This is a genomic window from Acinetobacter sp. FY683 (genome assembly GCF_059515885.1).
The window spans coordinates 51,586-75,188 of sequence record NZ_JCAKNA010000003.1 but is presented as its reverse complement, the minus strand read 5'-3'; the positions used below and the strand labels follow the sequence as shown (position 1 = coordinate 75,188).

The window sequence follows — 23,603 nt, the reverse complement described above, 5'->3', positions numbered from 1 at the left end:
AAATGAAAGTAAGTCATGCAAACTGCATACTTACTTTCATGGATAAAATCTCCCATGCCAGCTTTTTTTCTAGATTCAAAAGATAATCCTAAAATTAAACACTTACGTGGTTTAATTGATCAAAATGCTTATCGTAAAAAAAACCGTCAAACAGTACTTGAAGGCACGCATTTAAGCCTTGCTTGGTTAGAACAGAAACGCCCTATCGTTTCAATTTTTACAACTGAAGTCGCTTATAGCCACCCAGATTTAGAAAAAATTGTTTCTTTATACGATGGCAATGTTTTTGTATTAAGCGAATCTTTATATAAAGATTTAAGTACTTTAGGTACATCTTTGGCTTGTCTTGCAATTGTAGACTTACCTACATCTCGTGATGCTCTTAATTTTACTGAAGACACGCTTATTTTAGACAACATTCAAGACCCAGGTAACGTAGGTACTTTATTACGTTCAGCTGCAGCAGCAGGTATTGAGCAAGTTGTATGTACAAAAGGCTCTGCTTCTATTTGGTCACCACGCGTTTTACGTGCGGGAATGGGTGCACATTTTTCATTAAATACGTATGAAAATGTGGAACTTGAAGATATTTTAAGTAAATTCACCATTCCTGTTTATGTTACTAGCTCACATCAATCTGAAAGTTTATATAGCAAAAACTTAAGAAAACAATGTGTTTGGATTTTAGGTAACGAAGGGCAAGGTGCATCTAGCTATGCTTTAAAAAATGCCGAAGCTGTTGCCATTCCACAACCCGGTGGTCAAGAATCTTTAAACGTAGCAATTGCAGGTTCTATTTGCTTCTTTGAAATGGTTCGCCAACGCCTTTAAAAACATCGTTATTTTATTTTAAATAAGCTAGCCCTTATTTAAAAATAGATTACACTAGAAAAATAATAACTTGTGATGTCAACCCAACCATTGTTTTCAACGTTATATAGAATATAAACTTGTTAATGATGGTGGGGATTCAATGACAGGATTTTCCATCTCTATGGACTCAGCACCCAAACAGTCTCGGATAGAAACACCAAGTACTCTTAAGAGTACTGCCGAACTTCGCCTAAAAAACTTCATGAATGAAGTTACAGGCCGTGCTTTAGTTATGATGGAAAGTGCAACTCAGGGACATCATGGTATTGCAATGGATTTGGTACAAGAAGCTTTTATTTCTTTACACAAATCTTATTCAGACAAAACCACAGATGAATGGTATCCCCTGTTCTACACCATTTTAAATAACAAATTACAAGATTGGCGCCGTAAAGAAGCTCGTCGTGCACAACCTTTTTCTTTTTTTAAAAAAGTAAGTTTAGACGATGACGATATTGAACAACTTGATATTGTAGATGAAAGCACACTCAATCCTTTTGATTTTTTAGATCAAGCTCTTGATGCTGAAGAAATACAAAATGCGATTGCGCAACTTCCAACACGTCAACAACAAGCTTTTATGCTTCGTGCATGGGAAGGATTTGACACTAAAACCACTGCACAAGTTATGAATTGCACCGAAGGCAGTGTAAAAACGCATTACCACCGAGCAATTCAAGCTTTGCGCTTAAGTTTGTCACACATGAATCCATATACAGGAGGATCATCCGAATGAAACAAGATGATTTCTTAAAACAAGTTTCTTCCAAGCTTGATGGACTCGCACAGCATCACCAAAATAAGCCTGCTGTGATGAACCATGTTTTGGAAAAAATCCAAGATAAAAAACAATCTAGATACGGTTTTTTTAAAATGTCTGGATATGCTTTAGCAGCGGCAATTACAGGATTTGTAGTACTTCCAAATGCATTGGATATTACAACTCAACCTGAAAATCAGGCAGTTGTAACCCCAAAACTCTCACCTCAAATGGTTGAAGATTTGGAAATGTTAATGGTGATGGGCGAGGATCAAGTTCAACATGGTAGCTAAAAGAAGATTAGTGCTTACATTTTGCATACTTGGTTTTTTGCAAACAAGTTTCGCAGGCTTTGATCGTTTTTGGTTTTTTTCCAAAGATGCAGATACACAAGTCAGCGATACTTGGGACAGCATGAGCGAAGAAGAACAACAAGCACTGATTAAACGCTACCAATCTTTAAATAAAGAGCTCCCTGCATCTGCTCGAAACTCATTACAACAACGTATGGATTGGTTTAGCCAACTTCCTGAAGCAGAAAAACAGCAAATGCGAGAAGCTTGGCAAAAAATGAGTACGCAAGAGCGTAAAGAGTTAAGCCAACGTTTACAAAATGCTGCGCCAGAAAATCGTGCAATCATTCGTGAAGAATATATTCAAAAATATAAAACAACATATAACAATTAAAATAGTACAGCTAAAATAAAAAGGTCTCTTCTGAGACCTTTTTATTTAATATTACTATGAGTCATATTCATCAATTAAGGCATAAATTTGACGAATATTAGAACCACTTAATTTCGTTTTCTCGCCTTTTAATAACTGAATAAGCTTTTCAATGAGTTTTAACAAATCTGAAGTTTGATGAGGACCATGTGCTAACAAATAATCAACGATTTGCTGATCAATATGAACTCCTCGACGCTCTAGAACAGAATTAACCAAAGCAAGTCGATCGGCAAATAAGCTTCCACTAGGTACCTTAACGCTTACTGCTTGCGTTAAACGTGACTGTAGATCTGGTAATTCAAGTTTAAGTTCTATTGGTGCAAAACGAGATGAAAATACCAATTGACCGCCCATTTCATCACTATAATTAATTAAGTGAAAAACAGCACGTTGCCAATGAGGAACTCCACTAATCGCTTCAATATCATCTAAAGCCACTAGGTCGTACTGATCAAGTGAAGTAATTGCTTCTGTTGGTGCATCTAACAATTCTAGTAAAGAAACATGAATTGCCGTTTTACCAATTTCTAAATAAGAATCGCAAATGGCAGACAATAAGTGGCTCTTTCCTGTTCCTGCCCCGCCATATACGTAAAATCGATTTAAGAGTCCTGCGTGCAATTGTCTTACTGCATCGACAACATGCCCCCAACCCGGACCCGAAAAATCACTAATTCGGGCATCAAGCTGTGGTTCTATGTCTAGCTGCAATTGACGCATAAATATATTATAACCCTAAGAATCTTTATTATCTGAAGCTTCAATACTACCCGATTTTTCGCTCTCTTGCAGTGCTTTTGCCTGATGCTTTTTCAGCTCAATATCCACTTCAATTTCGTCTGTTTCAATACTTATAGAGCCAGTTTGAACATCTTGTGAAACTGCAATATGTGGTTGATACATCTGACTTTGTTCATAGTAATCTCGAAGATGCTTCAACAAGACAACAATAACAGCCGCAACAGGTAATGCAAGTAGCATTCCTAAGAAACCTGCAAGTTGTGCTCCAGCTAACACTGCGAACACAACAGCAACAGGTGACAAACCAATTTTATCGCCCAATAAGAATGGCTGAAGAATATATCCCTCGATTGCTTGACCAATCATGAAAACAATACCAACTAGTAACAATTGCATCCAATCTAGACCGAACTGGAAAAATGTCGCAACTGCCGCAGCAATAATTCCAACAGCAAATCCTAGATACGGAATAATACTAGCAAGCCCTGCAATCATGCCAATAATCAAGCCAACTTCCAAACCAATAAGCTGTAAACCTACGGCATATACAACGCCCAAAAGGAACATCACAAGGAACTGTCCCTTAACAAATGCACCTAAAATGTTATGGCATTCACCCACAATTTTCAGTGTCGATTTTTCATAAGGACGAGGGATAAGTCGACGTAAACTATCAAGCATTTTTTCCCAATCTAGTAAAAAATAGAATGAGATAATTGGAATTAAAACAACCGTTCCACCCACCTGAATAAAGCTCAATCCTGACTGTGCTAATCTTGCAATAACAGTCTGAATACTGTCTGCACTATAGTTAGTTTGAATATATTCCATAACTGCTGCAGAAATTTGATCTACATCTAATTCCATAGGAACAAGATCAAATGTATGCGACGACCAAGGTAAAAAAGTATAATTAACCCAATGAATTCCAGCAGGAATACTCGATTTTGCATACATTAACTGTTGCCAAACCAAAGGAGCTAAATACCACATAGCCCAAGTAATAACGAGCCCTATACCTATAAAAACAATACTAATAGCTACCCAACGAGGTAAACCGATCTTATGAAGCCTATCCACAAGCGGACTAAATAAATACGCAATTAAAAGTGCACCAAGAAATGGAATAAGCACGGGCTTTAATAGATATAAAACCCAAAGAAGCAATACAATTCCGACAAGGATAAAAATGCGACGTAAGGTGCGATCTACCATAGGAACTCGCCTTTTTTCAGTATATTCATTATAGAAAGTAAAATATTTCGATAAAGATAACATTTTAAAGCATAAATAGCATAAGAGTTTCGTATATTCAGGTTATAATCCCCGCGCGAATGCGGAGACTTCAATATGAGCAACTCAACTTCTACCCCAAACACTGGTTTAAGCTACAAAGATGCAGGTGTCGACATTGAGGCGGGCGACGCGTTAGTCGATCGTATCAAATCTGTCGCTAAGCGTACTGCACGTCCTGAAGTAATGGGCGGTCTAGGCGGCTTTGGCGCACTTTGTAAAATTCCTAAAGGTTATGAAGAACCTGTTCTTGTATCTGGCACAGATGGTGTTGGTACTAAATTACGTTTAGCATTGAATTTGAACCGTCATGACACAATTGGTCAAGACTTGGTTGCAATGTGCGTAAACGATCTTCTCGTGTGTGGTGCCGAACCATTATTCTTCCTAGACTACTATGCAACTGGTCACTTAAATGTTGATGTTGCTGCTAATGTAGTAACAGGTATTGGTGCTGGTTGTGAACTTGCAGGCTGCGCATTGGTTGGCGGTGAAACTGCTGAAATGCCAGGCATGTATGAAGGTGAAGATTATGACCTTGCAGGTTTCTGCGTAGGTGTAGTTGAGCAAAGTAAAATTATTGATGGCTCTAAAGTTAAAGCGGGTGACGTTTTAGTTGGTGTTGCATCATCTGGTGCTCACTCAAATGGTTACTCATTACTTCGTAAAATTTTAGACGTTAAAAATGTCGATTTAACTCAAAACGTAGATGGTCGCCCTCTTGCTGATGCAGCAATGGAACCAACTCGTATTTACGTTAAACCAATTCTTGAATTGCTTAAACATGTAGATGTTCATGCAATGGCTCATATCACTGGCGGTGGTTTACCAGGTAACCTACCACGTGTATTACCAAATGGTGCACAAGCAGTTGTGAATGAATCATCTTGGGAATGGCCAGAATTATTCAAACTTCTTCAAAAAGAAGGTGGTGTTGAACAATTCGAAATGTACCGCACATTTAACTGTGGCGTAGGTATGGTTCTTGTTGTAGATGCTAATGATGCAGATAAAACTGTTGAAATGCTAAACACTCTTGGTGAAAAAGCATGGACAATGGGTCACATCGCAGACAATGCCGAATCTGTTGCGGGTGCTGACGAAAAAATCCGTGTGATTTTCGCTTAATAGATATCTCATGATTAAAATTGCTGTTCTTGTTTCAGGCAGTGGTAGCAACCTACAAGCCTTGATTGATGCAAATCTTTCAGGGCAAATTGTAGGTGTTATTTCCAATAAACCTGATGCATACGCTTTAGAACGAGCAAAAAGTGCCGATATTCAAACTGCAGTTATTGAACATAAACAATACCCTACTCGCGAAGATTTCGATGCCGTAATGCATCAACAACTTCTAGATTGGAATGTTGATTTGGTAATTCTTGCAGGTTTCATGCGAATTTTAAGCGCTAAATTTGTGCAAAACTGGGAAGGGAAAATGGTCAACATCCACCCTTCTTTATTGCCAAATTATAAAGGCATGCATACGCATAAACGTGTATTAAATACAGGTGATGTTTTCCACGGATGTACTGTTCACTATGTAACAGCTGAATTGGATGCAGGTCAGGCATTGGCTCAAGGTGTTGTAAAAGTAGCACACAATGATACTGAAACAACGCTTGCAAATCGCGTGCATGAACTTGAGCATATTATTTATCCTCAAGTCATTGAATGGATTTGTACAGGAGCTTTAAAACATACTTCAAATGGTGTGATTTACAGAAATCACCCAATGAAAGCACCAGTTCAATTTTGCAAGTTCTAAAATTTAAATCATAAAAAAACGCATCCTAGGATGCGTTTTTTTATTTCTATAATGGCGTATTCTGCTTAATCAGATCTTTTAGCATTTCCGCAACCTCAACGGGTCGCTCTAGAGGGAACATGTGTCCCCCTTTTTCAATACTAAAAGGAATACCAAATTTCCTTTGAGTAATTTGGGGAAATTTACGTGCTAAAAACGGTCCATCTTTCGCAATAACTAAATGCACAGGAACTTTTGGCTTTGCTTGTGGCAACCACCATAAAGATGGATTAGTTCTAAAAATTTCTACCTCATCATCACGTGAAATTGTCAGTTCAACACCACCACGTGCTGTGTCCTCTTTCAAAGCATATTGAATATAAGCATCAAAACAATCTACATCAAAATGTTGGTAAAAACCTTTAGGACGCAATAACTCAGCAGCTTGCTCACGTGAATCCCAATGATCACGACGACGCTTAGACAGACCTGCTGGAGACATTTTATCTAAACTCTTAAGCTTGAGTAATTTTGCAATATGAAAAGCAAAACCATCTTTACCCACAATCAATGGTGGATCAAGCATAATCACTTGCTCAAACAGTTCAGGGCGTTGTAACGAAGCCTGAAATGTAAGAACTGAACCTAGTGAATGCCCCAAGCCTATCACCTTACGACCATTTGCTTGACGAATAACACTATCAATTACTTGTTGAGTTAAGCTTTTCCAATGATTATCAATTGGATAACGCTTATCTGGTCCAAGTAGTGGTACATAAACGATGTCATAATCATCTTTTAGTGCATCAAATAACTTTTGATACACTTTTGATGGAACACCATTGGCATGTGCAAAATGAATTAAGGGCTTCATTGAATTTTCACATTTTGTTCAGTTTGAACTTGTTTCGAAAGTGACGTTGCAAAACCTTCACCAACTGAAGCTCCCATACGGTCTAAAATAGAATCGAATGGACTATATTCAATCGTATAGTTCACAGCTGTATCAATTTTCAAATCACGCTTTAAGGTATTTAAACTACCTGTTTTATCTGCAACACCTAATTTAACAGCCTGCTCACCTGTCCAGAATAAGCCTGAGAAAATTGCAGGATCATGTGATTTTAATTTTGCACCACGACCTTCTTTTACTGCATTAATAAAATGATCATGAACATTATCAAGTACACCTTGAACATGTGCTTTTTGTGCAGGATCAATTGGTTGTGTCATTGATAGCAATGCTTTGTTATCACCTGCTGTCATTGTACGATCTTGTACACCTAACTTCTGCATCAAACCTGTAACGCCATAATTTGGCATAATCACACCAATAGAACCAACAAGGCTAGATGGATTGACAATAATTTCATCAGCTGCTGACGCAATATAATAAGCACCTGAAGCACCTGTATCGCCAATAACTGCATATACTTTTTTATCTTTATACTGCTTTTTCAAATATTGAATTTCTTGCCAAATTTCATCTGACTGTACAGGTGAACCACCTGGAGAGTTAATATTTAAAACGACAGCTTTACTATTTACATTTTCAAAGGCTTTACGTAATGATTTAATTGTATCGCTACTATTCACACTTTGTTTATCTGCCGCAATTGTGCCAATAATATTTACGACAGCAAGATGTGATTTCGATGTAGGAGCTGATTCATTATTACTGCAACCATTCCCCATCAAAATAAATAACAAGATAAAAATATAACCAAAAGTTAAAAATTTGAAAAAAATCCCCCAACGGCGTGCTTTACGCTGTTCATCAACAGAGACTAAAATTACTTTTTCAAGTAACTTCCACTCTTCACCCGTAGGCTGTTGTTGATATTTTTGAGTGTTTTGATTCTCATCTTGTGGTTTTGGTGGCCAATCCGACATAAAACATTCCCAAATTTATTAATATTGCTAACATTATATACAATGATAGCGCGTTCTATATTTATACATCATAATTTCCCTGATAATATTTAAATTCTTTTCACACTTTAATGCGCTCTACAAAATTGAAGACAATGACTCATAAAAATTCAAATTTCACACGTTTAATTAATTTTGTAAGTCGCCAACCTCTTAGTGTTGCTCGTTTTACTGCAAAGTTTTTAGCATTATTGGTGAATACTTTTAAATTAACTAAAACAGCTCATATTATTCGGTTAAATCTAGCAATTGCTCTCCCTCATTTAAGCCAAACAGAAAGAAATAAAATTGCTCAAAATGCTATTCAAAATGAAATGATTTCATATTTTGAATTTTTTCATATTTGGGGAGCTAAAAATGATAAAAATATTGCACGTATCAACAAAGTTCATAATGAGCAGCTCTTTCATAATGCACTTGCTAAAAATAAGGGCTTAGTTTTAGTCATGCCACATTATGGTACTTGGGAAATTATGAATGCATGGCTTGCACAATATACTCAAATGACCATTATGTATAAGCCTATCAAAAATGAATCTGCTGATGATTTTGTTCGTAGTGCACGTAGTCGAGATCAATCGATATTAGTGCCCACTGATGAGTCTGGCGTACGTCAAATTTTTAGAGCTTTAAAACAAGGTGGCACAACCGTTATTTTACCCGACCATTCACCTGATCATTCAGGTGAACTTATACCTTATTTTGGTATCCCCCTATATTCAAGTAACTTAAGTGCAAAACTCATTCAAAAAACTAAAGCTGCAACTTTATTTATGTACGCACTTAGAAATGAAAACAACTCATTCGATATTTTTATAGAGGAAATTGATTCTGCAATTTATACCCAAACAGCAGAACAAGGTACAGAAACTATTCACCAACAACTTGAAGCGTTAATTCGTAAAAATCCAGAAAATTATCATTGGAGCTACAAACGCTTTAATGCTAATCCTGAATTGCAAAAAATTTATAATATTCCTACGGATAACGCCTTAGCCTTGGTCGAAAAAATACGCCTCAGTAAAACTATTCACTAATTTCTCTTTTTAGCCATAATCGATGATCTCGTTCTTTTTTGATCTCGATATGGCTATATTTATCTTGTGAAAACTGAATAGTTCCACTTTGAATCGTGCTCAACATAGGGATATTTAAGTCTTTTAACCGTGATTTTACAATTTCACTTGGATGACCGTATCGATTATTAAAGCCTGCCGATACTACTGCAATCTTAGGTCTAATCCTCTTTAAAAAATCATAAGAAGAACTATGCTGACTACCATGATGCCCAAGTACCAAAACATCTACTTTTAGGTTTGGATACGTCTGCAAAATCTCATATTCTGTTTGCCAGCCAGCATCACCCATCAATAAATAATTTTGATATTTTTGTGCATTTAAAACTTGAATATATAGCACACAAGAGTTCTCATTTTTATCATATTTAGCAAAAGCGAGTTGCTCTGTTTTAGGTGAAAGTACTTCTATTTTTACATGATTATTAAGTGTAAATATTTGCCCCTGCTTACAATAAAAAAATTTGGAATGTGGTAAAACATCAATCTGCTCATTTGAATAAACATGTTTAAAAGTCACATTATTCTTCAAATATGTATATGCACCACTATGATCCTGATCTAAATGTGTAAGAAATAAATAATCAATTTTTTTCATACCATTTACCGATAAAAATGGCTGAATAATTTGCTTACCTACACTAAATTTTGTTTCATCATAATAGCCACCCGTATCCACCATGATGACTGTGTCTGCACTACGAATCACAATAGATTGCCCTTGCCCAACATCTAAAACTGAAAATTCAAATGGATCATCTTTATGCTCACTCCAAAATAATGGAAATAAACAAATTCCTGCCCATGCTTTTGGCAAAAGTCCTTGCGGTGAAAATAAGATAATTAATGAGAGAATCAAGCAGATCATGAGCCAAAAATTCATTGCAACTGGGATTAGTTGCGGATGAAAAATTTGATCAATACATTCAACAATAAAGAGAAGTAAACCAATACAAAGATTATTTATTTGAAAAAATAGCTGACTTAATGGCTCAAATAGCAAATAACTTAAGCCTGCTAAAATATCTATAGGGACAATAACCAAACCAATAAATGGAATGGCAAAAAGGTTACTAAAAGGGGTAATCCAAGCAATTTGTTTAAAGAAAATAATCATTAATGGAAATAAAGCAATAAAGATTTTCCACTGAGATTCCACTAAAATCTTAAGTGCATTTATACTTTTTTGTATTAAATTTTGCTGTTCAAAATTCTGCTCTTGTATGGTTTGATAAATTCTTAACAACACAAAACATGCGCCATAAGACAGCCAAAAAGCTGCCGATAAAATACTAAAAGGATCAACAATTAATAATAATGAAGCGCTTAAAAGTAACAAGCTTAAAGCTTTAATTGGATACTTAAATAAAATCCACACACTAGCCAGCAAAGTCATTAGCAAAGTTCTTAGTGCTGGTATTTCAAACCCGACATAAGCACAATATAAAAATACACAGCTTAAAAATGGGAACAGAAGTAAAGTTTGTTTTGGAATTTTCAAATAAACTTTAGGGCAGTATTTTTTTATTACTTGATGAATAAGCCAACACATCATACAAGCAAAAATAATAACATGTGGACCTGATATTGCAAGCAAATGACTCATTCCAAAGCGTTGAAACTGTTCTTCTATTTGCTTATTCAACAAACTTTCATCACCTGTTAAAAGTGCGAGCGTTAAACCTTTATGCTGTATTGGTTGCTTTTGAATAAAATAACGAATATCTAGCCGCTGAAGCTCTACCCATCTTTTAAATTTTGCTGTAAAGCTTTGGTTTTTCTTTACATAAGAAGCATATCCAAGCTCTTTGACTTCATCTTCAGATAAAGGCTTCACATGCTTAATCTGAAAATTACCCATCCAATTCTGCTGTATATACCATTGCTCGATATCAAAAACACCAGGTGTTGCATAACTATGAATAGGAGAAACTTTACCTTGTAACCGATAGTACTTCCCTATCTCAAGGGGTTTAAATTGTTCAGCTTTAAGTGAACTATTCCAAATAACGGGTTGCTCAAACTGATTAAGCACAATTAATTGCTGTTGAATTGTTTCATGTTTTAATTGATTAATAGAGTTCACAGCCACAATAACGTCAATATTATCTGTATGCTGTACTCGATATTTAAGACGTTCTAATAGTTGATTGTTTGAATAATTCACACCAAGAAAACTTGCAATAATAAATGCAAATACCGCACTGATTATACGTAGAGGAATTTTATTGATTCTGAAATAAACTAAAAATAAAACAATAAGTAAAGCCGTAACACTAGAAAGACCAACAGAAGAAAGCTTTAGGTCATTTTCAATATTTTTACCTAAAAAGCTAATGCCGAATATCCATCCAGCACAAATCATTTGAATCATTATTATAAGCTTTATTTTAATTATTACGCGCAATAATAAAGCCCACTAAAGTGGGCTTCAAGGTTACTTGTCGTATTTACAAAATTATTCGTCTACCCAAATACCATCTTGCATATGCAAGATTTTATCGGCAGATTGAGCAAGCACTTCATCATGCGTCACAATCAGCATTGCCATATTAAACTCATTACGTAAATCGCTTAATAATTCGAAAATTTTAACTGCTGTTTTACGATCTAAGTTACCTGTTGGCTCATCTGCAAGCATCACCGCAGGCTTAGTAACCAAAGCTCGCGCCATCGCAACACGCTGACGCTCACCACCAGAAAGCTCACCTGGCTTATGTGTTAAACGATGAGATAATCCCACTCGATCTAACAAATATTCCGCTTGTTCTTTAACTTTTTTATAGCTCGTACCATCACGCAGCATTAAAGGCATTGCAACATTTTCCAACGCAGTAAATTCAGGTAATAAATGATGGAATTGATACACAAAACCTAAATGTAAATTACGCTGAAAACCACGTTCAGATTCACCTAAAGTGTCAAATCGTTGTCCATTTAAAAATACCATACCTTCCGTTGGACGCTCTAAACCGCCTAACACATGTAATAAAGTACTTTTACCTGAACCACTTGAACCTACAATAGAAACAAACTGACCTTCTTCAACTTTTAAATCTAAACCACGAATCACTTCGACTGTAGTTTTTCCATCAGTAAAATGCTTCGATACATTCTTTGCTTCAAGGACTACTTTATTCATAACGTAATGCCTCTGCAGGTTGAATTTTCGCAGCACGAAAAGCTGGGTAAATAGTTGCTAAGAAACTTAAAATTAAAGATAAACTTACAATCACTACAACATCTTGCCATCTTAAATATGATGGTAAATAGTTAATAAAGTAAGCATCAAATAAATTTAAGCCAAATGCAGTACTAATCCATCCCACAATACTACTAATACTCGTTGCAAGAATAATCCCTAAAATAGCACCCGAAACTGTTCCAATTACGCCAATAACAGTTCCTTGAACCATAAATATTTTAGTAATTGTGGCAGGTGAAGCACCTAAGGTTCTTAAAATGGCAATATCTGCTTTTTTATCGGTTACAACCATAACCAATGAAGACACAATATTAAATGCAGCAACCAATACAATAAGAAACAACAGTAAGCTCACCATTGCTTTTTCCATTTGAATTGCACTGAATAAATTACCGTGTGTAAACGTCCAATCAGAAGCATAAAAATTAGATGGTAATTCACGTACAATTTCATTTGAAACAATAGGTGCTTGGAAAATATCATCCAACTTCATACGCACACCTTGAGCGCCATCAGGAAGGCGTAAAAGTGTGGAAGCATCATTGAGTGCGATATAACCCATCATTGAGTCAACTTCGGCACCAATACTAAAAATACCAACAATTTTAAAGCGTTTAAAACGTGGTACAACACCCGCTGGAGACGGCGTAGCTTCTGGTAAAACTAAAGTAACATTGTCATTTAAACCTAAACCTAAGGCATCCGTCAGTTGTTTGCCTAAAACAATACCAAACTCACCTTTTTTTAGATTATCAATATTACCTTCAACCATATGATTTTGTATGATAGAAACCTTCTTCTCATACTTTGGTTCTATACCTGTCACCATAATGCCAGATACCTGCCCTTGAGCTGTTAACATCCCCTGTAATTGCGTGAAAGGTGCTGCACCTGTCACATGTGGATGTTGCTCAATTTTTTTGGCAAGTTCAGGCCAATCTGTTAATATTTGGGTTGAAGAAACAGTAGCTTGCGGTACCATACCCAAAATACGATCTTTTAATTCACGATCAAAACCATTCATTACAGAAAGGACAGTAATGAGTACGGCAACACCTAAGGTAAGGCCAATCATTGAGACCAAAGCAATAAAAGAAATAAAATGGTTACTGCGCCTAGCGCGAGTATATCTCAACCCTATATATAGCGAGATTGGTTTAAACATACCATCTAGTCCGAGGTAAGATTATGGAAAAATTTCAGCATCAATTTGGTCAAAATGACCGTCGTGTAATGTCGCGTATCGATGCTGCCTTGAGAATCAACTATCAGGTCATTTCTGAACAAGTTGCGCTAAACGACCCTTATGATTCAAATTTTGTGTTGCCACGTTATTTTCTTCTACTTGCAGAATTAGATCAATTTGATCTTGCATTAGACCACGAAATAGAACAAATATCTGAAAAAGATCAACAGATTGCACGCATATTATCGTTATTCAATCAAAAGTTAAACCTCATCACAGGTACTTTATACGATGCAATTGTACAATCCTTGTTACCAATTCCTGAAAATGTGAATATATCTGAAAGTGGTATTAGCTTTTTTTCAGATCAGCCCCTCACAGAAAATACATATATTCATATTACCCTAAGCCATCCCGAGAATTTTTTCCATATCGCAGCTATTGCACAAGTGGTTCATTGCCGTGAAGAGGATAATGGGAAATATAGAACAGGTGCTTATTTTATTACTTTATTGCCACAAGACCGTAGTAAATTAAGTGAAGCTCTTAAACTTATACAAGCACAATAAAGCCGAATTAATCTAGAGATTCAGCTTTTTTAATGGCTCTACTTTGCATAAGATCTTTATAGAAATATACAAACAGTCCTGTTAGTAAAACCACAGTACCAAGAAATATCATGCTGGTGAGTTTTTCATTATTCAACAATGCCCCAAACACCATTGCAAGTAATGGTGTCATAACTGTGGTTAAAGATAATGTCGTCGCTTTAATATTTTTCACCAATTTAAAATAACAAAACATTGCAAGCAACGAAGCCATAATTACAGCATAAAACAAACCAATTAAAGATTTTGTACTTGGAATATGAGTGGGTGCGTACTGCCAAATGAACGGCAACAAACACAATGCAAACATACTAGAAACAATAATTGAACCAGATGCTTGCGCCATAGGTTCTAGTGGTGCATTAATTTTTTTAACCCAGAAAATAGACATACAATATACAAAAACGCTAATGAGCATTAAAACAATACCTATTGGCTGTATATGATGTTCACTTCCTCCCACACAAATAATCATTAAACCAATAACAGCAATCAGCATCCCAACCCATTGCATACGGTGTAAATGAATATTAAATACGAATCGACCAATAAGCCCAGTCATAATGGGCGCTAAGCCGAACATCAATGCGATAATGCCCGAACTTAAATAACTTGTTGCTAAATACGTAAAAAATTGCGAGCCAATAAAACTACAAGCGCCAGCAATATAACTATGAATAGAAAGAAAATTAAGCTGTAATTTTACTTTCATTAAAAAAAGCAGCACTAAAGATAAAGGCAGTGCTATAAAAAAACGTAATACCAAAGCCCACAAACTATGAAGATCTGAAACGCTCCAGACAATAGCAAGAGGTGTTGTCGACCAAATAAATATCAGCAATACATAAGTCGATATTAAGTTTGCTTTAGATGGGATCATAAATATCTAGGCTGTTTTACGTTTTTGTTTTTGAATGGTCTGATCCAACGAACTAGAAAACTCTCGCTTATCACGCTCAGCAAGTGGCGGTGGTCCACCTGTTTGTACACCTGCACCACGTAAAGTGTCCATAAAATCACGCAAATGCAGACGAGCCTTGATATTTGCAGTTGTATACACTTCACCACGCGGATGAATAGCAACACCACCCTTTTCAATCACCTGTGCTGCAAGAGGAATATCTTGTGTAATGACAATATCATTCTCTTTCATACGATCTACAATTTCTTGATCTGCAACATCTGCACCACTCATTACCTGAATTGAGTTAATCCGTACAGATGGTGTAATACCGACACTTTGATTTGCCACAAATGTAACTTCCATTTGATAACGATCCGATGCACGAATAATCACATCTCTCAAAATACGTGGCAAAGCATCAGCATCAACCCAAAGTTTAAATGGCAGCACAGGAAAACCCTAAATAATTAAGCATGATTAGTCTATCAAATTTGTATCACTTACATGATAGATAATCTCTTTTAAAGTCCTCTATCTAGATTTGTATATACACTTGCTATCTAAGCAGATTTTGATTAGCTTTAAATGAATGTTTTGTTACATGAAAAAGATAATTTTCAGTTTCTTTAAGCTTATGACTTGAAAATTTCAAATAACCCTCGATCTAATAGATAAATACAACCCAAAATCAATTGTGCATATGAAAAATCAAAATAGTCCTGAACGGATCACCATTGAAGATCAACACTTCGGTAGTCATGCAGAGCACTGGAATTTGCTCACAGACCAACCAGCCATAGATGTGCCAAAATGGTTAGGTATGGCACTTGATGCTCCAATTATGCCAATGGGTTTGTGTCGAGCAGAAGCTGAAATGGATGAACAATCTTGGTTAATTCAAGGTCCAAGTACGGCAGACATTTTACTCAACCAAGTCATTGATGTTGAAAATAATAAACCTAAAGCGGTTAAAACTGCTTTTCCAACCTTTGATAGCCCATATAAAGTAGATGCAAAGATTGAACGCATTATTTGTGGGAAATCAAATGCTCAAGCGGTACTTCAGCTTAATGTAGGCTCTGGTGTTGCCTATGCTTTTGACAACTTATATAGCGTAAACCGCCAACAATATAACAAAGATCAAACGTACAGCGTTCAACTCAATGGCTGGGCATACGAACTAGAAGCTGTGTCAGATCACGAACAAATCATTGTAGATGATCCTGCTTCTATTAAGCACCACCGCGCATTGAATGATATTTTGGCAGAACATGGTGGCGTTGCACCAGAAAACTTACAAGAACTACTCGATGCTTGGGAACCTAAAAATGACGATGATAAAGAACCTGTTACCGTTAATTTTTCAAAAATGGTTGCTTATCTTTATGGTGAAACCATAGGACAAGAAGATGAAGCATGGTTCCAAGGTAAAATTGTGGGTAAAACTTCTATGAGTTTTATGGATAATGAATACACACTTTATGATATCACTCTGTTTTTAGAGGAAAATCAACCTGCGATTCTTGCACGTATTGCAACAAAAGATCATGCCTATAGTCACTTTGAAATTGGTCAATACATTCGTGGCAATATCTGGCTTCAAGTCAGTATTTTTAATAAAAAAAAATAATTTATTTAAATTAAAATCTCGGTTTCATGATCAATTTAATTGAATGAATACCGAGATTTTTTTATAGCTCATTGTTGTTACCTCAATTAAATATAGAATATTTGATTATTTTATCCACAAATAAAGACTGTTTTTTAATCAAATTAAATTCAAAAAATAATAGTTATCCACAGATTTAAATTCAATTTTGCATTTTTAAATTCAAAATATTGTGCATACTTTTATTCTAATTAATTTACTTCGATATAATCTGAAAGCCCGAATTTACTTGGATTAATATAATAATTTGACAATAACTCTATTAAATAAAAAATATATTAAGTTAATTTTAAATAGTACTTTATTTAATCAATTTTTTATGTTAAAAATATGACAAACTAATGGAATCAACGATAAATAGATCATCGGAAATAATATCTATGAGAATCGTGCAAGAAGAAAATTTACAACAAGTGGAACATCGAATTGGAAATCGCTACCAATTAGATCTTATATCATGCCTATTTTTTGCATTGGGGATGTTTATTTCTGCTTATTTATTACATACATTTGTTTTCTAATACGTAAATTCCGTTTTAGATTCATCCAAATATCAAAAAGCCCATCTATTGATGGGCTTTTGCATGTCTTTTAATTTTACTTAAGCATTGCGTTTCGCAAAATCGTCCATGAAGTTTACAAGTGCTTGTACACCTTCTAGTGGAACCGCATTGTAAATACTTGCACGCATACCACCTACTGAACGGTGACCTGCCAAGTTTAATAAATGCTGTTCTTCAGCTTCTTTCAAAAATTGTTTTTCAAGTTCCGGTTTTGCTAAAGTGAAAGGCACATTCATAATTGAACGGTTTGCTTTTGCAATTGGATTTGCATAAAAATCGCTTGCATCGATATAACCATAAAGAAGTTCTGCTTTTTTCACATTTTCTTTATGAATTGCATCTACACCACCTTGCTCAAGTAACCATTCAAATACCAAGCCAGATAAGTACCAAGCGTATGTTGATGGTGTATTTACCATAGAACCATTTTTTGCTTGATCGCCATATTTTAAGATGCTTGGAATTTCAGATTTCGCTTGATCTAATAAATCATCACGAATAATCACAAGTGTTAAACCAGCAGGACCAATATTTTTTTGTGCACCAGCGTAAATTAAACCAAATTTAGTGACATCAATTGGTGCAGATAAAATACTTGAAGATAAATCGGCAACTAAAGGCTTATCTGTTTTTGGAACCTCTGCAAACTGGATACCGCCAATTGTTTCATTTTCAGCATAATGAACATAAGCAGCATCAGCAGATAAATTCCATGTGCTTTGATCTGTTATTGCTAACTTACCATCAGCATCGGTTACGCCAGCTTCAATAACATTAATATCGCCATAGCGTTTTGCTTCTTTCAGTGCTTTTTCAGACCAAATACCTGTATGAATATAATCAGCTTTGCTGTTTTTACCCAAAAGGTTTAACGGAATAGCTGAAAATTGCAGCGATGCACCCCCCTGTAAAAATAGAACTTTATAATTTTCAGGAATATTCATGAGTTTACGTAAATCTGCTTCTGCCTTTTCAGCAACTGCAACATAATCTTTACTACGATGGCTCATTTCCATAATGGAAAGCCCCTTCCCTTGCCAGTCGAGCATTTCAGCTTGAGCTTTTTCTAAAACGGCAGTAGGTAATGCAGCTGGACCAGCACAGAAATTGTACGCGCGCATGATTTTTCCTTTCAAAGTGAAGCACAATAAAATAAGGGCATTTAACCACATCTTTAATGCTCTTGCACAAATTTATTCCAATCTAGAACTATTATTAAAGCTAAAAAATCAATATAGATTAAAAAGATATATTTATTGTATTTTTCACTTTTAATTTGGAGCTAATCCTATTATTCTCCTTGGTATTAAGCTTAAATTCACGCACCCACCCTCTGTATTTGTCAAATGCTAACGTACTATAAAATATGAAAATTAAATACTCTCATGCTGCCTTAAAATATACGTTACTCACTGCAATGATTTTTTGCAGCAACACAAGTTATGCCCAAACTATTAGCTTCCAAGATGCTGAAAAACAACTAATCCAAAACTCTTATAATACGCAAGCTTTCCAAAACCTAACCGAAGCATCTAAACTTTCTGCTGAAGCCGTAAAAAATCTAGGCTTGCCTCAAATTGATTTAAATGTTCGCGCAATTTCTTACCATACTCGGGTTGATGTCCCACTCGAAACACTTAAAAACAACCTAAATCAGGGCTTAACAGATAATATTAATAATAAAATTGATCAGCTTCCCAATCTAGATCCAACAATTGCAAATGATCTAAAAGGCTTATCTCAGCAAGGGATTAGTGAGGGTGTTGGCTTAATTCCAAATAGTTATGACATGACATTAAAAGATCACATGGTGAGACCAACGATCTCTATGATCATGCCTATTTATACAGGTGGTTTAATAACAAGTACGAAACAAGTCGCTGAAATTATGAAACAGCAAGGACAACTCAACGAGCAACAACAACAAGATTTACAACTTTTCGATTTGATACAAGTTTATTTCAATGTTCAGCTGCAAAAGCAATTATTTAGCTCTAGCCAATACAATAAAAAAGCAATGCAAATGCATTATGACAATGCATTAAAATTGGAAAAACAAGGTTTTATTAGTAAGGGGCAACGCTTACAATTTGAAGTTGCTTTAAACACAGCAAAACGTATTGAACAATCGACACATGCAGCATTGCAGTCTAGTCTATTTCATTTAAACAATATGCTACACGACAGTCAAATTACGCAGTTAAGCACTCCATTATTTGTCAATACAAACACACAACTTTCACTTGATTCATTACTAAAATCTTTCAATAACCAATCTACTTTAATTAAGAAGCTAGAAGCCGATTCAAAGCTAGCGGCTGAGAATGTCAAAGTTAAAAATGCAGCTCAAAAGCCCAAATTATTCGCTTTTGGTGAATATGCACTAGATGAAAAAGACAATTGGATTGTCGGAGTTGCAGCACAGTACAATTTATTTTCAGGCGTGAGCAAAGGTAAAAGCATTCGTGCTGCTGAGTTAGAACATTCAGCAACTAAACTTTTGACAGCACAAGCAAAAAAAGAAATTGAAAATATTATTTATAAATCTTTTAGCGAATTAACAACAGCACAGCAAAGTAATACCCTCATTCAAAGTAACTTTTCGGCAGCTGAAGAAAACTTAAGAATTCAAACTTTATCTTTTAAAGAAGATATGGGAACAGCAACGCAAGTCATTGATGCTCAAAACCTTATTTATGCGTTAAAAACTGAAAGTGCCGTAAATGCTTATAAGTATGTTCTGTCTTTAGCAAGCTTATTACAAAGTAATGGATCTCTTCAGAGTTTCCAGAGCTTTTTAAATCAACCAAACACCCACTATATTAAATAATAAGTGAGTCATATATGACTGATGAACAACACATTGAACAAGCTGAAAATGTTCATTCACCAAAGAAAAGCTCTCGTTCGGCTCTTCTTAAAGTCGCTATTATCTTAGTCGTACTCATTATTGGATTGTTAATTGCTTTTGGTCTATGGAAAAGCTATCAACCTTCCGAATTAGATTTACAAGGTCGAGTTGAAGCTGAAACTTTATATGTCAGTACAAAAGTACCTAGCCGTATTGAAGAACTTTTTGTTCAAGGTGGTGAAACCGTACGCAAAGGCGATCCTCTAGTACGTTTAAGCAGTCCTGAGGTAGACAACCAAAAGAAGCAAGCTCTAGGTGCATTACAAACAGCTTTAGCTTTACAAGCAACTGTTGATAGAGGTGCTCAAGCTGAAAATATTGAAACGCTATATGCAAATTGGCAAGCGTTAAAAGCACAAGCAAGTTTAGCAAATACAACCTATCAACGTGGCAGCAAGCTTTATAAAGAAGGTGTAATTTCACGCCAACGTCATGATGAAATGAAAGCAGCGGCTCAATCTACTGCAGATTTAGCTGAAGGTGGTTATCAGCAATATCTTCGTGCAAAACGTGGTAGCACCTCTGAACAAAAGCAATCTGCAGATGCTCAAGTTCAAATTGCAACTGCTGCAGTTGATGAAGCAAATGCTTTACTCGATGAAACACTCTTAAACGCTCCGATTGATGGCATTATTTCCAAAACTTACGGCAATGTTTCCGAGTTAGTAGGAATTGGTGTGCCGATTATCAGCATTATCGACCAAAAGAATCTTTCGGTAAGTTTGAATGTTCGTGAAGACCACTATCAATATCTTTATAAAAAGAAAGAATTGAAAGGTTTTATTCCTGCATTAAATCAGACTGCAACATTTAAGCTTAAAGAAATTAGTCCTCAAGGGGATTTTGCAACCATTAAAACCACACGCCAAACGGGTGGTTATGACATCCGCAGCTTCAAATTTAAACTAGTACCAATCAAGCCTATGCCTAACCTTAAAGTGGGTATGAGTGTTTTATTTGATGTCAAACAGGTGAAAAATTAATGTGGTTTGGCATTCAGCGGGAACTTAAATATTTACTAAAAAATAAATGGGACTTGGCACTTGTTACCCTTGTGCCACTGTTTCTTATTGTCATGTTTAGTGCAATGTTTACCCAAGGTTTGCCAAGACACCTACCCATTGGAATTATTGACCAAGATCAAAGTAATTTAAGCCATAAAATAGAAAATTACTTGTCTTTGAATGACACTATTCGCATTGTTACGATTTCTCCAAGCCAAGAAGAAATTGAACATCTGCTCAATAAAAATGAAATTTGGGGCTATGTCCATATTCCTGCTGGTGCAGAACAAAGACTAACTCGTGGTCAAGATGCTGAAATTAACATGGCATACAACCAAAGCTATTACAGCATTGGAGATATGCTTTCATCAGCTATGCTCACAAGTACTCTACAAGCAACAGCAAACTATTTAGGTACAGAATTTTTTGTAAACGATATTCCACATTTTAATATTCCAACACCCAATATCAAAATGTCTTTATTGTTTAATCCAAATTTCAATTATGAGTTTTATCTTGAACCTTATGTAATTCCCGCAATTTTTCATTTATTACTCGCATGTTGTGTAGCTTTTTCCGTTGGACAAGAATTTAAACAACGTAAAGCACAAGAATGGATTAGCCAACAAAGTCTTTGCTCTGCCATTCTTTCTAAAAATATCGTTTATGTTGTTATTTTTAGCATCTGGACATGGATATGGATGTTCTGGCTTGTTGATATTCGTGGTTGGTTTGTCGCTGGACACTTATGGGTTATTTTACTCGCACAAGTTTTATTCTATTTGGCGTATGCCTTAATTAGCACATTCTTAGTTTTAATTACTAAAAAATCCTTAGAGGTTTTTGGTGTATTAGCGGTTTATGGTGGTTCATCATTAAGCTTTGCAGGTGTCACTTTACCTGTCACAGAAAATGCATCTTGGTTTACCAAGTTATGGTCAAATATTATTCCTTACACACACTATGCACGTTTACAAACTCAACAATGGGTTATTGGTAGCCCTGTAAAAACCTCTGTTGAGCCTTTATTTGCACTAGTTATATTTTGTATTGTTAGTTTTATTATTGCGTTCATTTTATTAAAAAGATTCTCACAAGGGCAAAAATCATGAAGGAATTTCTATTTTATTATCGGAAAACCTTCAAAAACATTGTCACAAGTGAACCTCTTGTTGCAACGCTTATCCTATCGATCTTCTTTTATGGGATTTTTTACCCAACAGCTTATGATGCCCAACAACCTGAAGGCTTACCCATTGTTATTGTAGATGAAGAGCGCAGTATAACAACTGATCGAATTATCGATAACATTTATAGTAGCCCTGATGTTCACATTGTGACTATTTCAGGTAACTTTTATGAAGCTAAAAAGATGGTACAAGAAGAAAAAGTGCAAGGCATTTTACTCTTACCTGATGGCTTATCAAATAGTTTACGTCGTGGTGAACCTGGTGGAATTGGCTTCTATCTCAGTGCTTCGAATCTTTTAACCACTAAAAAAATTGGGGAAGGCTTAGCCTTATCGGTTGAAAACACATTAGCGCAGCAATATTCAAAACTAGGAAACATCACACAATTTAAACCTACGGTTCCGATTCACCAAATTCCGCTATATAACACCCTTTCAGGCTATGGTAGTTATGTATTTCCTGCAATTTCATCTTTAATTGTGCATCAAACAATCTTACTCGGTTTAGGTATGCTTGTGGCGGGTTACAGAGAGCTTAAATGGAAAGCAACACCTATAGAGTTTGGAGCAATTTTTGCAGCTCTACTCACCATTGGCTGTTGTGGTTGTCTATACTTTTTTGGCTTTGTTTTTTGGCTATTTGATTATCCTCATGGGGGTAATTTTTGGGGCATGCTTATTGCCGTACCAATTTTTGTTAGTTCAGTCATTGCCCTCTCTTTTCTCATTGCTTCTTTCATGGATTGTGCAGAACGTATTGGACATATTATTGTTGCGAGCTCCGTTCCGCTCTTTCTTTTAAGTGGCATTGCATGGCCATATGAAGCAATGCCAACTTGGATTCATTGGATTGGTCAAATACTCCCTTCATCTGTTGGTCCACAAATGTTTATCCAACTCAATCAAATGGGAGTACCAACATCTCTTGTCATTCCTAAAATGATTTATTTAGTTTTCTTTACTATTTTCTGTTTAACAATCGCATTTCATCGATTAAAAAAATGATAATCATTAATAATTAGAATATGTATCATAATGTTTTATTAAATTACACTTAAACATTTAATAGATTTATTAAATTAAACTGTAAAAATAACAACCAGTCACCACGATTTTTACGAAAAATAATAACTGCGTGTCAATTTTGAATGCACAATAAACATCTCCCTGACTTTTAAATATTATTCACACATTATTGTTTCTACTTTAGAAG

Annotated in this window: 23 protein-coding genes; 13 read left to right on the top strand and 10 right to left on the bottom strand. The window is 35.5% G+C overall.

Going from position 1 to position 23,603, the window contains the following annotated elements; genetic code table 11:
- Positions 1-54: 54 nt before the first annotated feature.
- The 4 genes from AC5YDH_RS02315 (at position 55) to AC5YDH_RS02300 (ending at position 2,320) form a co-directional block, all read left to right on the top strand.
- Positions 55-831 carry a TrmH family RNA methyltransferase gene (locus AC5YDH_RS02315; protein WP_496116674.1) on the top strand — a complete coding sequence of 259 codons (777 nt, stop codon included), beginning with the start codon at positions 55-57 and terminating at the stop codon, positions 829-831.
- Between the two features lie 163 nt (positions 832-994).
- Positions 995-1,609 carry an RNA polymerase sigma factor gene (locus AC5YDH_RS02310; RefSeq protein ID WP_496116791.1) on the top strand — a complete coding sequence of 205 codons (615 nt, stop codon included), beginning with the start codon at positions 995-997 and terminating at the stop codon, positions 1,607-1,609.
- Positions 1,606-1,926, top strand: coding sequence for a hypothetical protein (locus AC5YDH_RS02305; protein WP_496116673.1), 321 nt, complete (start codon positions 1,606-1,608; stop codon positions 1,924-1,926). Before AC5YDH_RS02310 ends, AC5YDH_RS02305 begins: the two co-directional genes overlap by 4 nt.
- The gene (locus AC5YDH_RS02300) at positions 1,916-2,320 is read left to right on the top strand and encodes a DUF3106 domain-containing protein (protein ID WP_496116672.1); all 405 of its coding nucleotides are present in this window, start codon (positions 1,916-1,918) and stop codon (positions 2,318-2,320) included. The genes AC5YDH_RS02305 and AC5YDH_RS02300 overlap by 11 nt, the downstream gene beginning before the upstream one ends.
- Positions 2,321-2,374: 54 nt before the next feature.
- Here the strand turns inward: AC5YDH_RS02300 and hda are convergent, their stop codons facing one another.
- Together hda and cxpE are read right to left on the bottom strand one after the other, a co-directional pair.
- Positions 2,375-3,082: a DnaA regulatory inactivator Hda gene (gene hda / locus AC5YDH_RS02295; protein WP_496116671.1), complete on the bottom strand. Its 708-nt coding sequence runs from the start codon at positions 3,080-3,082 to the stop codon at positions 2,375-2,377.
- Positions 3,083-3,097: 15 nt separating this feature from the next.
- Positions 3,098-4,318: a chloramphenicol efflux transporter CxpE gene (gene cxpE / locus AC5YDH_RS02290; RefSeq protein ID WP_496116670.1), complete on the bottom strand. Its 1,221-nt coding sequence runs from the start codon at positions 4,316-4,318 to the stop codon at positions 3,098-3,100.
- Between the two features lie 135 nt (positions 4,319-4,453).
- Between cxpE and purM the strand changes: the two genes are divergently transcribed.
- Together purM and purN are read left to right on the top strand one after the other, a co-directional pair.
- Positions 4,454-5,524 (top strand): phosphoribosylformylglycinamidine cyclo-ligase, encoded by a 1,071-nt coding sequence (purM, locus tag AC5YDH_RS02285; RefSeq protein WP_496116669.1) that lies wholly within the window; start codon positions 4,454-4,456, stop codon positions 5,522-5,524.
- 10 nt (positions 5,525-5,534) lie between these two features.
- Positions 5,535-6,164: a phosphoribosylglycinamide formyltransferase gene (gene purN, locus AC5YDH_RS02280; RefSeq protein WP_496116668.1), complete on the top strand. Its 630-nt coding sequence runs from the start codon at positions 5,535-5,537 to the stop codon at positions 6,162-6,164.
- A gap of 46 nt (positions 6,165-6,210) precedes the next feature.
- Here purN and AC5YDH_RS02275 read toward each other — a convergent pair whose 3' ends face one another.
- Positions 6,211-7,017 carry an alpha/beta fold hydrolase gene (locus AC5YDH_RS02275; protein WP_496116667.1) on the bottom strand — a complete coding sequence of 269 codons (807 nt, stop codon included), beginning with the start codon at positions 7,015-7,017 and terminating at the stop codon, positions 6,211-6,213.
- Positions 7,014-8,036, bottom strand: a complete 1,023-nt coding sequence (gene sppA, locus AC5YDH_RS02270; protein ID WP_496116666.1) for a signal peptide peptidase SppA — start codon at positions 8,034-8,036, stop codon at positions 7,014-7,016. Before sppA ends, AC5YDH_RS02275 begins: the two co-directional genes overlap by 4 nt.
- A 134-nt stretch (positions 8,037-8,170) precedes the next feature.
- On the opposite strand from sppA, the gene AC5YDH_RS02265 reads away from it, so the two are divergent.
- Complete coding sequence (locus AC5YDH_RS02265; RefSeq protein WP_496116665.1) at positions 8,171-9,112, top strand: lysophospholipid acyltransferase family protein; 942 nt, start codon at positions 8,171-8,173, stop codon at positions 9,110-9,112.
- Here AC5YDH_RS02265 and AC5YDH_RS02260 read toward each other — a convergent pair.
- The 3 genes from AC5YDH_RS02260 to AC5YDH_RS02250 all read right to left on the bottom strand — a co-directional run bounded on the left by AC5YDH_RS02260 (position 9,102) and on the right by AC5YDH_RS02250 (position 13,521).
- Positions 9,102-11,525, bottom strand: a complete 2,424-nt coding sequence (locus AC5YDH_RS02260; protein ID WP_496116664.1) for a DNA internalization-related competence protein ComEC/Rec2 — start codon at positions 11,523-11,525, stop codon at positions 9,102-9,104. The two genes, AC5YDH_RS02265 and AC5YDH_RS02260, sit on opposite strands and share 11 nt — an antisense overlap.
- Before the next feature lie 84 nt (positions 11,526-11,609).
- Complete coding sequence (locus AC5YDH_RS02255) at positions 11,610-12,293, bottom strand: ABC transporter ATP-binding protein (protein WP_496116663.1); 684 nt, start codon at positions 12,291-12,293, stop codon at positions 11,610-11,612.
- A complete protein-coding gene (locus AC5YDH_RS02250; protein WP_496116662.1) occupies positions 12,286-13,521 on the bottom strand; it encodes a lipoprotein-releasing ABC transporter permease subunit in 1,236 nt (411 codons plus the stop codon). The genes AC5YDH_RS02255 and AC5YDH_RS02250 overlap by 8 nt, the downstream gene beginning before the upstream one ends.
- Positions 13,522-13,544: 23 nt before the next feature.
- On the opposite strand from AC5YDH_RS02250, the gene AC5YDH_RS02245 reads away from it, so the two are divergent.
- Positions 13,545-14,111 (top strand): PilZ domain-containing protein, encoded by a 567-nt coding sequence (locus AC5YDH_RS02245; RefSeq protein ID WP_496116661.1) that lies wholly within the window; start codon positions 13,545-13,547, stop codon positions 14,109-14,111.
- A 7-nt stretch (positions 14,112-14,118) separates the two neighbouring features.
- Here AC5YDH_RS02245 and AC5YDH_RS02240 read toward each other — a convergent pair whose 3' ends face one another.
- A complete protein-coding gene (locus tag AC5YDH_RS02240; protein WP_496116790.1) occupies positions 14,119-15,027 on the bottom strand; it encodes a DMT family transporter in 909 nt (302 codons plus the stop codon).
- Between the two features lie 9 nt (positions 15,028-15,036).
- Positions 15,037-15,504, bottom strand: coding sequence for a YaiI/YqxD family protein (locus tag AC5YDH_RS02235; RefSeq protein ID WP_496116660.1), 468 nt, complete (start codon positions 15,502-15,504; stop codon positions 15,037-15,039).
- Positions 15,505-15,754: 250 nt separating this feature from the next.
- On the opposite strand from AC5YDH_RS02235, the gene AC5YDH_RS02230 reads away from it, so the two are divergent.
- Positions 15,755-16,684, top strand: a complete 930-nt coding sequence (locus AC5YDH_RS02230) for a hypothetical protein (RefSeq protein WP_496116659.1) — start codon at positions 15,755-15,757, stop codon at positions 16,682-16,684.
- 640 nt (positions 16,685-17,324) lie between these two features.
- Here AC5YDH_RS02230 and serC read toward each other — a convergent pair.
- On the bottom strand, positions 17,325-18,407 hold the full coding sequence (gene serC / locus AC5YDH_RS02225; protein WP_496116658.1) for a 3-phosphoserine/phosphohydroxythreonine transaminase: 1,083 nt from the start codon (positions 18,405-18,407) through the stop codon (positions 17,325-17,327).
- Positions 18,408-18,652: 245 nt separating this feature from the next.
- On the opposite strand from serC, the gene AC5YDH_RS02220 reads away from it, so the two are divergent.
- The 4 genes from AC5YDH_RS02220 to AC5YDH_RS02205 are packed head-to-tail and all read left to right on the top strand — an operon-like array spanning position 18,653 to position 23,395.
- Positions 18,653-20,116 carry a TolC family protein gene (locus tag AC5YDH_RS02220; protein WP_496116657.1) on the top strand — a complete coding sequence of 488 codons (1,464 nt, stop codon included), beginning with the start codon at positions 18,653-18,655 and terminating at the stop codon, positions 20,114-20,116.
- Between the two features lie 14 nt (positions 20,117-20,130).
- Complete coding sequence (locus tag AC5YDH_RS02215) at positions 20,131-21,180, top strand: HlyD family secretion protein (protein WP_496116655.1); 1,050 nt, start codon at positions 20,131-20,133, stop codon at positions 21,178-21,180.
- Positions 21,180-22,313, top strand: coding sequence for an ABC transporter permease (locus AC5YDH_RS02210; RefSeq protein WP_496116654.1), 1,134 nt, complete (start codon positions 21,180-21,182; stop codon positions 22,311-22,313). The genes AC5YDH_RS02215 and AC5YDH_RS02210 overlap by 1 nt, the downstream gene beginning before the upstream one ends.
- Positions 22,310-23,395: an ABC transporter permease gene (locus AC5YDH_RS02205; protein ID WP_496116653.1), complete on the top strand. Its 1,086-nt coding sequence runs from the start codon at positions 22,310-22,312 to the stop codon at positions 23,393-23,395. Before AC5YDH_RS02210 ends, AC5YDH_RS02205 begins: the two co-directional genes overlap by 4 nt.
- Positions 23,396-23,603 lie beyond the last annotated feature (208 nt).

Excerpts from the sequence above, each read along its gene's own strand:
- AC5YDH_RS02275 (WP_496116667.1), bottom strand. The coding sequence starts at position 7,017 with ATGAAGCCCTTAATTCATTTTGCACATGCCAATGGTGTTCCATCAAAA.
- AC5YDH_RS02305 (WP_496116673.1), top strand. The coding sequence starts at position 1,606 with ATGAAACAAGATGATTTCTTAAAACAAGTTTCTTCCAAGCTTGATGGA.
- purN (WP_496116668.1), top strand. The coding sequence starts at position 5,535 with ATGATTAAAATTGCTGTTCTTGTTTCAGGCAGTGGTAGCAACCTACAA.
- AC5YDH_RS02215 (WP_496116655.1), top strand. The coding sequence starts at position 20,131 with ATGACTGATGAACAACACATTGAACAAGCTGAAAATGTTCATTCACCA.
- serC (WP_496116658.1), bottom strand. The coding sequence starts at position 18,407 with ATGCGCGCGTACAATTTCTGTGCTGGTCCAGCTGCATTACCTACTGCC.
- AC5YDH_RS02310 (WP_496116791.1), top strand. The coding sequence starts at position 995 with ATGGACTCAGCACCCAAACAGTCTCGGATAGAAACACCAAGTACTCTT.
- AC5YDH_RS02205 (WP_496116653.1), top strand. The coding sequence starts at position 22,310 with ATGAAGGAATTTCTATTTTATTATCGGAAAACCTTCAAAAACATTGTC.
- AC5YDH_RS02255 (WP_496116663.1), bottom strand. The coding sequence starts at position 12,293 with ATGAATAAAGTAGTCCTTGAAGCAAAGAATGTATCGAAGCATTTTACT.
- AC5YDH_RS02220 (WP_496116657.1), top strand. The coding sequence starts at position 18,653 with ATGAAAATTAAATACTCTCATGCTGCCTTAAAATATACGTTACTCACT.
- AC5YDH_RS02315 (WP_496116674.1), top strand. The coding sequence starts at position 55 with ATGCCAGCTTTTTTTCTAGATTCAAAAGATAATCCTAAAATTAAACAC.
- purM (WP_496116669.1), top strand. The coding sequence starts at position 4,454 with ATGAGCAACTCAACTTCTACCCCAAACACTGGTTTAAGCTACAAAGAT.
- AC5YDH_RS02230 (WP_496116659.1), top strand. The coding sequence starts at position 15,755 with ATGAAAAATCAAAATAGTCCTGAACGGATCACCATTGAAGATCAACAC.
- AC5YDH_RS02245 (WP_496116661.1), top strand. The coding sequence starts at position 13,545 with ATGGAAAAATTTCAGCATCAATTTGGTCAAAATGACCGTCGTGTAATG.
- AC5YDH_RS02250 (WP_496116662.1), bottom strand. The coding sequence starts at position 13,521 with ATGTTTAAACCAATCTCGCTATATATAGGGTTGAGATATACTCGCGCT.
- AC5YDH_RS02300 (WP_496116672.1), top strand. The coding sequence starts at position 1,916 with ATGGTAGCTAAAAGAAGATTAGTGCTTACATTTTGCATACTTGGTTTT.
- sppA (WP_496116666.1), bottom strand. The coding sequence starts at position 8,036 with ATGTCGGATTGGCCACCAAAACCACAAGATGAGAATCAAAACACTCAA.
- cxpE (WP_496116670.1), bottom strand. The coding sequence starts at position 4,318 with ATGGTAGATCGCACCTTACGTCGCATTTTTATCCTTGTCGGAATTGTA.
- AC5YDH_RS02260 (WP_496116664.1), bottom strand. The coding sequence starts at position 11,525 with ATGATTCAAATGATTTGTGCTGGATGGATATTCGGCATTAGCTTTTTA.
- AC5YDH_RS02265 (WP_496116665.1), top strand. The coding sequence starts at position 8,171 with ATGACTCATAAAAATTCAAATTTCACACGTTTAATTAATTTTGTAAGT.
- AC5YDH_RS02210 (WP_496116654.1), top strand. The coding sequence starts at position 21,180 with ATGTGGTTTGGCATTCAGCGGGAACTTAAATATTTACTAAAAAATAAA.
- hda (WP_496116671.1), bottom strand. The coding sequence starts at position 3,082 with ATGCGTCAATTGCAGCTAGACATAGAACCACAGCTTGATGCCCGAATT.